Origin of the sequence: Microbacterium ginsengisoli (assembly GCF_000956535.1) — a bacterium.
Classification (GTDB): domain Bacteria; phylum Actinomycetota; class Actinomycetes; order Actinomycetales; family Microbacteriaceae; genus Microbacterium; species Microbacterium ginsengisoli.
In genome coordinates, this window is record NZ_JYIY01000040.1 from 1 (window position 1) to 12,384 (window position 12,384).

General features: G+C 69.0%; 8 protein-coding genes. 2 read left to right on the top strand and 6 right to left on the bottom strand.

The window, feature by feature from the left end; all coding sequences use genetic code 11:
* Positions 1 to 192: 192 nt before the first annotated feature.
* Together RR49_RS00925 and RR49_RS00930 are read left to right on the top strand one after the other, a co-directional pair.
* The gene (locus RR49_RS00925; RefSeq protein ID WP_045245909.1) at positions 193 to 2,061 is read left to right on the top strand and encodes an ABC transporter ATP-binding protein; all 1,869 of its coding nucleotides are present in this window, start codon (positions 193 to 195) and stop codon (positions 2,059 to 2,061) included.
* On the top strand, positions 2,058 to 3,872 hold the full coding sequence (locus RR49_RS00930) for an ABC transporter ATP-binding protein (RefSeq protein WP_045245911.1): 1,815 nt from the start codon (positions 2,058 to 2,060) through the stop codon (positions 3,870 to 3,872). The genes RR49_RS00925 and RR49_RS00930 overlap by 4 nt, the downstream gene beginning before the upstream one ends.
* A 252-nt stretch (positions 3,873 to 4,124) precedes the next feature.
* Here the strand turns inward: RR49_RS00930 and RR49_RS00935 are convergent, their stop codons facing one another.
* The 6 genes from RR49_RS00935 to RR49_RS00960 all read right to left on the bottom strand — a co-directional run bounded on the left by RR49_RS00935 (position 4,125) and on the right by RR49_RS00960 (position 12,133).
* Positions 4,125 to 5,522, bottom strand: coding sequence for a glycoside hydrolase family 1 protein (locus RR49_RS00935; protein WP_045245914.1), 1,398 nt, complete (start codon positions 5,520 to 5,522; stop codon positions 4,125 to 4,127).
* Positions 5,519 to 7,747 (bottom strand): alpha-xylosidase, encoded by a 2,229-nt coding sequence (gene yicI / locus RR49_RS00940; RefSeq protein WP_045245916.1) that lies wholly within the window; start codon positions 7,745 to 7,747, stop codon positions 5,519 to 5,521. The genes RR49_RS00935 and yicI overlap by 4 nt, the downstream gene beginning before the upstream one ends.
* Positions 7,747 to 8,640, bottom strand: a complete 894-nt coding sequence (locus RR49_RS00945; RefSeq protein ID WP_048809471.1) for a carbohydrate ABC transporter permease — start codon at positions 8,638 to 8,640, stop codon at positions 7,747 to 7,749. The genes yicI and RR49_RS00945 overlap by 1 nt, the downstream gene beginning before the upstream one ends.
* The gene (locus RR49_RS00950) at positions 8,640 to 9,617 is read right to left on the bottom strand and encodes a carbohydrate ABC transporter permease (RefSeq protein WP_045245917.1); all 978 of its coding nucleotides are present in this window, start codon (positions 9,615 to 9,617) and stop codon (positions 8,640 to 8,642) included. Before RR49_RS00950 ends, RR49_RS00945 begins: the two co-directional genes overlap by 1 nt.
* A 64-nt stretch (positions 9,618 to 9,681) precedes the next feature.
* The gene (locus RR49_RS00955) at positions 9,682 to 10,995 is read right to left on the bottom strand and encodes an ABC transporter substrate-binding protein (protein WP_045245918.1); all 1,314 of its coding nucleotides are present in this window, start codon (positions 10,993 to 10,995) and stop codon (positions 9,682 to 9,684) included.
* A gap of 106 nt (positions 10,996 to 11,101) precedes the next feature.
* Positions 11,102 to 12,133, bottom strand: coding sequence for a LacI family DNA-binding transcriptional regulator (locus RR49_RS00960; RefSeq protein ID WP_045245919.1), 1,032 nt, complete (start codon positions 12,131 to 12,133; stop codon positions 11,102 to 11,104).
* Between the last annotated feature and the right edge of the window lie 251 nt (positions 12,134 to 12,384).

Here is a 12,384-nt window from a genome sequence, read left to right on the forward strand (position 1 = left end):
GTGGCGGAGATCGGGTGGGGGAGTGCGCGGCGCGGAGGGTGCGCGGCAGGCTGTGGATGCCGCGGCTCGCGCCGCGCCGGCACCCGCGGGAATCCGCGGCGACACGCCAGCGTTGCGCTCCGGAGAAGCTGGGAATAAGCTGGAGGGCTCGCCACTCGGCGGACCTCCCCCCACACGACACACAGCATCACCATGACTCAGCGACCCCAGGAACAGCTCTCCACCCTGCGCGCGCTCGCGCGCCTCATCCCCTTCGCCCGTCCGGTGCTCCCGCGCCTCGCGGCCGGCTTCGCGTCCGCGCTCGGTGCGGCGATCGTGAGCCTCGTCATTCCGATCGTGCTCCAGATCACCGTCGACGGGCCGATCGCGCAGGCCAACATCGCCCTCATCATCTGGGCGTCGCTCGGGGTGCTCGCCCTCGGCGTGCTCGAGGCGCTGTTCGTGTTCCTGCGCCGCGCGTTCGTGCTGACGCCGGCGACCGGTGTCGAGTTCGAGATCCGCCAGCAGTTCTACCGGCGCCTGCAGCGTCTGCCCGTCGCCTTCCACGACCGGTGGCAGTCGGGGCAGCTGCTCAGCCGCATGATGCAGGACATCAACCTCGTGCGCCGGTGGCTCGCGTTCGGCTCGATCCTGCTCGTCGTGAACCTCATGACGGTGCTCATCGGCGCGGTGCTGCTGTTCAACTGGCACTGGGCGCTCGGCACCACCTTCCTCGTCGTCTCGGTGCCGCTGTGGTACTTCGGCTTCCGGTTCGAGCGGCAGTACGGCCGTCTCGCACGCCTCAGCCAGGACCAGGCCGGTGACCTCGCCACCGCGGTCGAGGAGAGCGTGCACGGCATCCGCGTGCTCAAGGCGTTCGGCCGTGGCCCCCACGCCCTGCGGAAGTTCACCCGTCAGGTCGAGTCGCTGCGTGCGACCGAGCTCGGCAAGGCCCGCGAAGTCGGCACCCTGTGGTTCTGGCTCGAGGTCGTGCCGATGGTCGCCTTCGCGCTCTGCCTGCTGGTCGGCATCCTGCTGGCCAGCTCGGGTCAGCTGAGCGTCGGCGAGCTGTTCGCGTTCTTCACGATGGCGACCGCGCTGCGGTGGCCTCTCGAGTCGCTCGGGTTCCTGTTCTCGTTCCTCATCGACACGCGCACAGCGACCGACCGCATCTTCGAGGTGCTCGACGAGGAGAACACGATCGTCGACCCCGAGACGCCGTCGACGGTCGCTGACCCGCGCGGGCGGCTCGTCTTCCGCGGCGCGCGGTTCCGCTACCAGGATGCCCCGGCGACCGAGCGCGATCTGCTCGACGGCATCGACCTCGAGCTCGAGCCCGGCGAGACCATGGCGCTCGTCGGACTCACCGGCTCCGGCAAGACGACGCTCACGACCCTGCCCGGACGCCTGTACGACGTCACCGGGGGCTCAGTCGAGATTGACGGCGTCGACGTGCGCGACCTGCGGCTCGACGAGCTGCGTCGCCACATCGCGATGGCGTTCGAGGATGCCACGCTGTTCTCGGCGTCCGTGCGCGAGAACGTGCTGCTCGGCCGTGACGATCTCGACGTGCGCAGCCCCGAGGCCGAGGCGGTGCTCGCCGAAGCGCTCGAGATCGCGCAGGCCCAGTTCGCCTACGACCTGCCGCAGGGCGTCGACACGACCGTCGGCGAGGAGGGTCTGAGTCTCTCCGGCGGTCAGCGTCAGCGCCTCGCGCTCGCCCGCGCTGTCGCGGCGGCGCCGTCGGTGCTCGTGCTCGACGACCCGCTTTCGGCGCTCGACGTCGAGACCGAGGCCAAGGTCGAGGCGGCACTGCGTCGCGTGCTGGCCACCACGACCGCGCTGATCGTCGCCCACCGTCCCTCGACCGTGGCGCTCGCCGACCGGGTCGCAGTGCTGGAAGACGGCCGCATCACTGCGGTCGGCACCCACTCCGACCTGCTGCGCGACAGCGAGCACTACCGCTTCGTGATCTCGAGCCTCGAGATCGAGAGCGAGCAGCGGCGCGAGGCTTCCGATGATGACCATCGGTACGACGAAACCGGTCCGATCGATCTGAGCGAGAGCGAGGTGCGGGCATGAGCACCACCGTGCAGGGCACCCAGGGCGAAGACCGCAACGACTACACCGCAGCCGAGAGTCGGGCGATCCGTCGCCGTTCGCTGCGCCTGCTCGGCTCCCTCGTCTCGCCGATGAAGGGACTGCTGAGCCTCACCGCGATCGTCGTCATCGCCTCGACGGGCTTGCGCGTGCTCGGTCCCGCGCTCATCGCGTACGGCATCGACAACGCCCTGCCGGCGGTGCTGCAGAACGCCGATTGGATGCCGGCGGCCGCCGTCACCGCCGTCTACATCGTCACGGGCATCAGCGGCGCGCTGCTGATCGGCTGGTTCGTCGTGCTCTCGGCTCGGCTCACCCAGGCGATCCTCATGGACCTGCGCACCCGCATCTTCCGGCACACCCAGCGACTCAGCCTCGAGTTCCACGAGACGTACACCTCGGGTCGCATCATCTCGCGGCAGACGAGCGACCTGGAGTCGATCCGCGAGTTGCTCGACGGCGGACTGAACCAGCTCGTGCAGGGCGCGCTCTACGGCATCTTCACGCTGGTGGCGCTCTTCCTGATCGACTGGCAGTCGGGGCTCGTGCTCGTCGCAATGGGCATCCCGCTCGTGCTGCTCATGCGCTGGTTCTACCTCGAGTCGCAGAAGGGCTTCCGCGAGTCGCGCGTCGTGAGCGCCCGTCTCATCGTGCACTTCGTCGAGACGATGACCGGCATCCGCGCGGTGAAGGCGTTCCGCAAGGAACGCCGCAACGACGAGGAGTTCGCCGAGGTCGCCAGCGACTACCGGCGCGTGAACCTCAGCCTCGTGAAGCTGTACGGCGTGCTCGACCCGGGTCTCATCCTGCTCGCGAACGTCACGATGGCGGTCGTGCTGGTGTGGGGCGCGGTGCGCGTGACCGGCGGCTTCCTCGAGATCGGTGTGCTGCTGGCCGCCGTGCTCTACATCCGCAACTTCTTCAGCCCGCTCGAAGAGGTCGCGATGTTCCTCAACTCGTACCAGTCGGCCACGGCGGCGCTCGAGAAGGTGTCGGGCGTGCTCGAGGAGTCGCCGAGTGTGCCCGACCCCGCCACGCCGACCGCCCTGCCGAACGCGCGCGGCGCGGTGCGGTTCGACGAGGTGCAGTTCGCGTACGGCAGTGGCCGCGTCATCCTGCCGGACTTCTCCCTCGACATCCCGGCGGGTCAGACGATCGCGCTCGTCGGCACCACGGGAGCCGGCAAGTCGACGCTGGCGAAGCTGATCTCGCGCTTCTACGACCCGACTCGGGGAGCGGTGACGCTCGACGGTGTCGACCTGCGTGCGCTGTCGCAGGGCGACCTTCGCCGGGCGATCGTGATGGTCACGCAGGAGGCGTACCTGTTCAGCGGCACGGTCGCCGACAACATCGCGCTCGGCAAACCCGACGCGACGATCGATGAGATCCGTGCCGCGGCGCGCGCGGTCGGTGCCGACGGCTTCATCCGGTCGCTTCCGGACGGCTACGACACCGACGTGAACAAGCGCGGCGGTCGCGTCTCGGCCGGTCAGCGGCAGCTGATCTCGTTCGCGCGCGCGTTCCTCGCCGACCCGGCGGTTCTGATCCTCGACGAGGCGACGGCGTCGCTCGACATCCCATCGGAGCGCCTCATCCAGGACGCCCTGCAGACCCTGCTGGCCGACCGCACGGCGATCATCATCGCCCACCGCCTCTCGACGGTCGCGATCGCCGACCGGGTGCTCGTGATGGAGCACGGCCGCATCATCGAGGACGACGCCCCCGCCGCCCTCATCGCGGGCACCGGCACGTTCGCGAAGCTGCACGCCGCCTGGCGCGAGTCGCTGGTGTGAGGATGCCGCGGCCCGCGCTCTGCGCGTCCCGCGGCGCGCTCGCCGCGCTCCTCTCGCCGTCACCCCGCCGAGTCCACGCTCGCCCGCCGAATCCACGCGTTCCTCGCGGGCCCGACGTGTGGACTCGGCGGTGGGGTGTTGATTCGGCGTCGTTCGAGGGCGACAGCGAGGGTGAGGGTGAGAGCGAGGGCGAGAGCGAGAGCGAGGGCGAGAGCGAGGGCGAGAGCGAGAGCGAGGGCGAGAGCGAGGGCGTCAGGGCTGCGAGCGGATGAGGTCGCGGTACCAGAGCGCGCTCGATTTCGGCGCGCGCGCGAGCGTCTCGAAGTCGACGTGCACGATGCCGAACCGCTTCGCGTAGCCGTATCCCCACTCGAAGTTGTCGAGCAGCGACCACACGTAGTACCCGCGCAGATCGACACCCGCATCGAGGGCGTCGCGCGCGGCCGCGAAGTGCCGTGCGAGGTAGTCCACTCGCAGCGGGTCGTCGACGCGGCCGTCCGGCGAGACGACGTCGTCGAAAGCCGCGCCGTTCTCGGTGACCATGAGCGGCTGCGCGGGGAACTCGGCCGACAGGGCGAGCAGCAGCTCCGTCAGGCCTTCGGGCGCGATGTTCCAGCCCATCGCCGTGTGAGGACCGGGTTGCTCGACGAACTCGACGATGGCGTCACTGCCCGGCCAGGCGGTTCCGCCCGCCGCGGCCTTGTGCCCGTCGTTGCTCTGGCGGGGGGAGGCTCCGTCCCATAGGCGCACGGTCGCCGTCGAGTAGTAGTTGACCCCGAGTACGTCCAGGGGTTGGCGGATGAGTGCCAGATCGCCGGGCCTCACGAACGACCAGTCCGACACGGCGGACGTGTCCGCCAGCAGATCCGCGGGGTATTCCCCGTGGAGCATGGGCCCGGTGAAGGCGCGGTTCGCGAGGGCGTCGATGCGACGCACGGCCTCGTCGGCGCCGTCGCCGGCACCGCGAAGCACGTGGAAGTTGAGCGTGACCGACAGGTCGGGATCCGCGGTCGAGGATGCGCGCAGGGCCGCCGCACCGAGTCCGTGAGCCAGGTTGAGATGATGCACGGCGGCGAGCGCCGCCGCCGGCTCGGTGCGTCCGGGCGCGTGCCCGCCTTGCCCGTAGCCGAGGTAGGCCGAGCACCAGGGCTCGTTCAACGTCGTGAACGTGTCGACACGGTCGCCGAGCGCTGCGCCGACGACCGCCGCGTACTCCGCGAACGCCTCCGCGGTCTCGCGCACCGGCCAGCCCCCGGCATCCTCCAGCGGTTGGGGGAGGTCCCAGTGGTACAGCGTCGCGACGGGACGGATGCCGCGTGCTCGGAGCCCGTCCACGAGGCGCGAGTAGAAATCGAGTCCGGCGTTGTTCACTGCGCCGCGCCCGTCGGGAATCACGCGAGGCCACGAGATCGAGAAGCGATAGGCCCGCAGGCCCAGTTCCGCCATGAGGTCGAGGTCGCTCTCCCACCGGTGCAGATGATCGCACGCGACATCGCCGGTGTCGCCGTTCCAGACCTTCCCCGGAGTGCGGCTGAACGTGTCCCAGATCGACGGCCCGCGACCGGCGTCGGTCGCCCCGCCTTCGACCTGGTAGGCGGCGGTCGCCGATCCGAACACGAATCCCGGCGGGAAGACGAGCGGATGCGTCATCCCGTCACCGCCGTGCGGTCGACGTCGAAACTCTGCGCACGCCCATCCGGTGTCGTCACGGTGATCGTCGCGATGCCCGAACCGCCCGGGAAAACCCGCAGCTGCAGGCCGTCGAGGTAGTCGTAATCGGGACGGTCGGTGCGGGCGCCCCAGGGGAGCACCGCTCCGGGCCGCACGTAGAGAGGGAGACTCGTGACGTCGTGCACTTCGCGACGCCAGCCGCCGCCCTCGACGACCTCGCCGGTGAGCAGGTGCGTCCACGGCCCGGCGGGAAGGTAGAACTCCACCTCGCCCGACGCGGACAGCACCGGGGCCACGAGCAGATCAGCGCCGAGCATGTACTGGCGGTCAAGGTAGGCGACGGCCGGGTCGTCGGGGAACTCCAGGATGAGCGGGCGCATCACGGGGGCGCCGGTCGCCGCCGCGGCGATGCCGAGCTGGAAGAGATACGGCATCAGCCGCATCTTCAGATGGGTGAAGACGCGCGTCACCTCCACCGCCTCCTCGTCGAACGACCACGGCACCCGGTAGGACTCGGAGCCGTGGAAGCGGCTGTGGCTCGACAACAGACCGAACGCGGTCCAGCGCTTGAACACCAGCGGCTCGGGCGTGCCTTCGAACCCGCCGATGTCATGGCTCCAGTGCGCGTACCCGCTGAGCGCGAGCGACAGGCCGCCGCGCAGCGTCTCTGCCATCGAGACGAAGCTCGAGGTGTTGTCGCCGCCCCAGTGCACGGGCATCGTCTGGCCGCCGGCTGTTCCCGACCGGGCGAACAGCACCGCCTCGCCCTCTCCCCGCACGCGCACGAGCACGTCGTGCACGGCGCGGTTGTACAGCTGGGCGTAGAGGTTGTGCATGCGCTCCGGATCGGATCCGTCGAACCACGCGACATCCGTCGGGATGCGCTCACCGAAGTCGGTCTTCACGCAGTCGACGCCCTGCCCGAGGAGCACCTCGAGCTTCGACTGGTACCAGGCGACGGCGTCGGGATTCGTGAAGTCGACGAGCCCCATGCCGGCCTGCCACATGTCCCACTGCCACACCGAGCCGTCGTGGCGGCGCACGAGGAATCCCCGCGCAGCACCCTCCTCGAACAGCTCCGAGTGCTGCGCGATGTAGGGGTTGATCCACACGCACACCTTGAGGTCGCGGTCGTGGAGTCGCCGCAGCATCCCCTCGGGATCGGGGAACACCCTCTCGTCCCAGCGGAAGTCGCACCAGGTGAACTCGCGCATCCAGAAGCAGTCGAAGTGGAAGACCGAGATGGGAAGCTCGCGCCGCGCCATCTCGTCGACGAACGACGTGACCGTTGCCTCGTCGTAGTCGGTCGTGAAGGATGTCGACAGCCACAGGCCGTACGACCATGCCGGAACGATCGGCGGGCGGCCGGTCAGTGCGGTGTACCGTTCGAGAACCTGTGCGGGGGTGGGCCCCGCGATCACGAAGAACTCGATCGCCTCACCCGATACCGAGAACTGCACGCGCTCGACGGCCTCGCTGCCGACCTCGAAGGACACGTGACCCGGGTCGTTCACGAAGACCCCGTATCCGGCCGAGCTCAGGTAGAACGGCACGTTCTTATAGGCCTGTTCGCTGGATGTCCCGCCGTCGGCGTTCCAGATGTCGACCGTCTGCCCGTTCTTCACGAGCGGCCCGAAGCGCTCGCCGAGGCCGTAGACGAGCTCGCCGACGCCGAGGTCGAGCTGCGCGTGCATGAAGTGACGCCGACGCGGCACGCCGGTCTCGGCGGCGGCCCCGTCCACGGGACCCGGGTCGATCGAGGCATCCGCCGCGGTGTGCACCCAGGCCAGGGATCGATGTCCGCTGCCGGTCAGGCGGCGCCCCGCGAGCTCGAACGAGAGATCCCACGCACCCCTCCCGACCCGGGCCCGCAGGTCGCCGGTGACCAGCTCGCCCCCGTCTTCGGTGAGGCGTGCGGCGCCGGCGCGCCCCGCTCCCGGGAGCGGGAAGCCCGGCGTCGCGGGCGTGCCGCGGTGGTGTTCGACGCGCACGCGCACGACCCCCTCCAGCGGCGACGAGAGCGACACCGTGAGCGTCGGGCGGTTCAGCACATCGCCGCGCCGCTCGATCACCTTGGTCGGGGCGAGCACGGTGAGCGCTTCGCCGTCGACCCCGTCCTCGCGGCGGTCGATCTCATAGGCCTCCTGGGCGTAGAGCGCAGCGACTCCCGGTCGCATCTGCCAGAACCCGTCGGTGAACTTCATTACTTGACTGCTCCTGCGGTGATGCCGCGCGTGAGGGTGCGCTGGAAGATGAGGAAGAAGAGGAGGGTGGGGATGATGCCGAGCAGTGCGGACGCGCTCGTCGTGGTGACATCCATCAATCGATCGCCCTGCAGCACGCTGATCGCGACCGGCACCGTCTGGTTCGCGTTCGACACCAGGAATGTGAGCGGGATGAGGAACTCGTTCCACGTCCAGATGAAGAAGAAGATGAGCAGCACCGACAGCGTCGGTCGGCTGATCGGGAACACCACCCGCCACAGGATCTGCCACCGGCTGGCGCCGTCCATCGCGGCGGCCTCGAGCACTTCCTTGGGGAAGGTGCCGTAGACCGCGGACAGGAGGTAGGTGCCGAACGCCGCCTGGATCACGGTGAAGATGATGATGACCGACCAGACGTTGTTGTACAGCCCCACCGCCTTGGCCATGTAGTACAGCGGGTAGAGGAGCGCCTCCTGCGGCAGCAGGTTGGCCAGGAGGAACAGCAGCACGATCCACGTGCGTCCGCGCACGCGGCCGATGCCGATCGCGAAGGCGTTGAGCACCGAGATCAGCACGGCCAGCACGGCGACCATGCCGGAGATGAACACGGAGTTCCACACCTTCTGCGGGAAGTCCACGCGCTGCCAGAACGCGGCGAGACCGTCGAACGAGATGTGCGTCGGGAACGCGAGCGGTCCGCCGTTGGAGTAATCGGCGGGCGTCTTGAACGAGTTCACGAGGATCAGGTAGAACGGCGCGATGATGAGCAGCGCCGCGACGATCGCGAACGCGAGCATCAGCCAGTCGACGCCGCGCGCACGGTTGGCGCGCCGAGGGCGACGGTTCGGGCGGGTCGCCGTGCGTCCCGTCGTGAGAGTCATGGTGTCGGCCATCAGAGTCCCGCCCGTTCCTTGCGCTCGGACGCGTTCTGCGCCCGGATGAACAGCACCGCGACGATCGCGATGACGATGGTGAGCGCGGTGGCGATGGTCGCGCCGTAGCCGACCTGCTGCGCCTGGAAGAACTGGCTGTACGAGTAGTACGACGGCACGATGGTCGCCGTTCCAGGCCCGCCGCGGGTGAGCACGTACACGGGCCCGAACACCTTCAGCGCGGCGATCGTGCAGGTGAGGGCGACCACGTAGATCTCCGGTCGGATGATGCTCACGGTGATCGCGCGGAAGCGCTGGAACCAGTTCGCGCCGTCGAGCTCGGCAGCCTCGTACAGCTCGGGGTCCACGCGCTGGAGGGCCGCCATGAACACGACGACCGGGTAGCCGATCTGCACCCAGACGAGCACCGCCATGATGGCCCACAGCGCCGTGTCGGGGCTGCCGAGCCAGTCGTGGGTGAGGCCGCCGAGGCCCACGGCCTCGAGCAGCGAGTTCAGGGCGCCGTCCTGCGGACGCAGCACCCAGCCGATCACGATGCCGGCGATGGCGACCGGCAGGATCTGCGGGAGGTAGTAGGTGGCCCGCAGGAAGCTCGCGAGTCGGCCGCCGAACTTGCGCCCGATGACGTCGAAGAGCAACGCCGCCAGCACCAGCCCGATGATCGTCGGGAGCACGACCATCGCGACGATCATCCAGATGCTGTTCCCGAACGACGTCCAGAACTTCTCATCGCCGAGCAGCCGCGTCCAGTTGGCGAGGCCCACCCAGACGGGAGGCTTGATCCCCCGCCACGTCGTGAAGCTCAGGTAGACGTTCCAGGCGAGCGGGATGATGATCACCGCCGTGAGGAGCACGAGCCCGGGGACGAGGTAGAGCCAGTACGCACCGCGTCCGGCACGGCCCCGCTGCGGGATGAGCGGTTCGTCGGGAGGAAGGCGTCGAGCGCGGGCGCGCCGGACGAAGGGAACACTGGTCATGGTGGGTCTCTCGCGGTTCGGGTCGGTGGGGGCGGGGCCGGTGAACCGGCCCCGCCCCGGGGTGTCAGCGCATCGTCGAGGCGTACGTCTCGTACTCGCTGCCGAGAGCGGACTGCACCTTCGACGGATCCGTCCCGTTGACCAGGTTCTGCAGCTGGGCGACGAGAGTGTCGTAGAAGGTCGGCGTCGGCCAGTCGGGATAGAACGCGAGCCCGTCCTTGGCGGTGATCGCGTTGAACGCCGAGATCAGCTCCTTGCTCTTTGCGTCGGTGATGTCCGAGGGATTCGCCGCAACGGGGACGCCACCGTTGTTGCCGATGATCGCCTGGATCTCGGGGCGCATGGTGATGTCGATGAACTTGTAGGCGAGGTCCTTGTTCTTCGCGTTCGCGGGAACCACCCAGAGGTTGCCGGAGGATCCGAGGCTGAGGTCGGAGCCGGGGAAGGGGAAGATGCCCCAGTCGTAGTTCTTGATCTCCGAGGTGAAGCGGCCATACCACCAGCTGCCGGAGACGAAGATCGGGTACTTCCCGGCGATGAACGCCGTGCCGGCGTCCTCCGCCTTCATCCCGGCGACGTCCTTGGAGATGTAGCCCTTGTCGACGTACTGCTTGAGGGTGTCGGTCGCGTAGCTGATCTGCGTGCCCTGCCAGTCCACGGGCGACTTGTAGAGCTGGTAGTCGTTGACCCAGTTGCGGTCCGCCTTGCTGAGGGCGAGCTGGTACCAGAGCTGGCCGAGCGGGTATTCGGCACCGGCCTCGGCGAGGGGCGTGATGCCCTTGGCGACGAAGGCGTCGAGCACCTTCACGAAGTCGTCGTAGGTGGTGGGCACCTGCAGGCCGGCGTCGGCGAACATCTGCTTGTTGTAGTACACGGTGACGAACTCGCCGTAGTTGGGCACGCCGTACCACTTGTCGCCGCCCATGATGCCCTTGTCGTCGTACTTGGCGGTGGTCTGCAGCGACGACGCGAGCTTCTTGTCCCAGCCGTACTGGCTCACCGCGCCGGAGATGTCGGTGAGCAGTCCCTGGCTCGCGAGCAGGCCGGCGGTGGCGTTGCCCTTGTTGTACTCCATGACGTCCGGAGCCTCGTCGGAGTTGAGCACCTGGCTCGCCGTGGAGCGAATCTGCTCGAAGCTCTTCGACTCGTACTCGACCTTGGCGCCGGTCTCCTGTTCGAAGATCTTCACGGCCTGGGCCCAGCCCTTGCCCATCGCGCTGTCCGCGCTCTCGTAGTCCCAGAGCTTGAGCGTGTTGGACGAGTCGGTGGCGGCGGAGCTTCCGGCGCCGGAGCAGCCGGCGAGCACGAGCCCGGCGGCCATGACGAGGCCGACGGCCGCGGCCGCCCGCTTCGCGGTGAGGTGTGATCTGCGTGCCATCGTTGGCACTCCTTTCTCGGTGACCGTCATCGGTCGGGTGTGTGTGGAAGGGACGATGAGTCGAAGCGCTTCGATAACGCGGATGCCACAGCTCGGCGGAGCGGCGTCATCCCGCGCGACGAGCGGCGGCAGGGGGTGGGGCGATCGAGGCGTGAGATCGATAGGTCGGCGGGATGAGGTGGACGCCGGGTGCACAGCGCCCGTCGTCGAGGCAGGCCATCGCGAGCGCGACCGCGCGCTCGCAGGACTCCTCCGGAATCAGCGGGAGGGCGTCGATCGGCGTGCTGAGCGTCGCCGTGTCGAAGGAGGATCCGACCGAGATCAGGGAGATGTCGGTGGGAACGTCGAGGCCGCGCGCGTCGAGCGCGGCGAGTGCGATCGCGTGGCAGGTGTCGGAGCAGTGCAGGAGGATGGCCGTCGCCCCGGCGTCGAGCATCTCGGAGATGCCCTGGCGGACCGCCGGAGTGGAGGTCGCGCCCACACCGGTGTGGCGGAAATCGTGCGCGATCCCATGGTCGTCGGCGCGACGCCGGAAAGCCTCGCGCACGCGGGGAGGGAAGTTCGACCGGTCGTACGAGACTTCGGGATGCCCCAGCATGCCGATGCGCCGGTGGCCGAGGGCCGCGAGACGGTCGACCGCCTCGATGGTCGCGGCCTCGAAGTCCAGGTCGACGCAGACGAGTCCGTCGTGGTCGTCGGGCACGCCGATGAAGACGCTCGGCACCGGGATTCGGCGCGCCAGCGCGACCCGGTCGTCGTCGGGCGCGACGTCGAGCACCAGAACCGCGTCCGCGAGCGCGCTGTCGGCGACCCGCTGCATCCCCGTGGTGGTCTCGGCGTCGGTGAGCAGCAGCACGTCGTAGTCGACCTTCCGCGCCGCGATCGCGGTCGCCAGCACGAACGCCATGTGGGTGGGCGCGTGGGTGTCCAGGCGCAGCGGCTCGGTGAGTGCGAAGATGCGGGTGCGTCGGCCGGCGAGCATGCGGGCTCCGGCATTGGGGCGGTAGCCGAGTTCGTCGATCGCGGCCTGGATGCGCCGCCGGGTGTCGACCGCGACGGGCCGCTTGCCGCTCAGGGCGTAGGAGACAGTGCTGATGGACACGCCCGCGGCTCGCGCCACGTCGTCGATCGTCGCCATCTCTGCTCCATCGTCAGGACTTCGAAGCGCTTCGATCGGCGCCTCGACAGGGAGACTATTCAGAGCGGAGGACTTCGCGCAAGTCTTTTGTCGAGATTGCCAACAAATGACGTCGCGCGCGCGGGCGGGTGCGCCTCTTTGACGCCGTCGAATCCACCCGCGCGCGTCGAATCCACGCCTCCCGCGCGGGCATGACGCGTGGATTCGGCGGGGTCGTGTGGATTCGGCGGAAGTGGGGGAGGGGAAGAGGG

Coding starts and splice junctions, on each gene's coding strand:
- RR49_RS00925 (WP_045245909.1), top strand. CDS start 193: ATGACTCAGCGACCCCAGGAACAGCTCTCCACCCTGCGCGCGCTCGCG.
- RR49_RS00930 (WP_045245911.1), top strand. CDS start 2,058: ATGAGCACCACCGTGCAGGGCACCCAGGGCGAAGACCGCAACGACTAC.
- RR49_RS00935 (WP_045245914.1), bottom strand. CDS start 5,522: ATGACGCATCCGCTCGTCTTCCCGCCGGGATTCGTGTTCGGATCGGCG.
- yicI (WP_045245916.1), bottom strand. CDS start 7,747: ATGAAGTTCACCGACGGGTTCTGGCAGATGCGACCGGGAGTCGCTGCG.
- RR49_RS00945 (WP_048809471.1), bottom strand. CDS start 8,640: ATGGCCGACACCATGACTCTCACGACGGGACGCACGGCGACCCGCCCG.
- RR49_RS00950 (WP_045245917.1), bottom strand. CDS start 9,617: ATGACCAGTGTTCCCTTCGTCCGGCGCGCCCGCGCTCGACGCCTTCCT.
- RR49_RS00955 (WP_045245918.1), bottom strand. CDS start 10,995: ATGGCACGCAGATCACACCTCACCGCGAAGCGGGCGGCCGCGGCCGTC.
- RR49_RS00960 (WP_045245919.1), bottom strand. CDS start 12,133: ATGGCGACGATCGACGACGTGGCGCGAGCCGCGGGCGTGTCCATCAGC.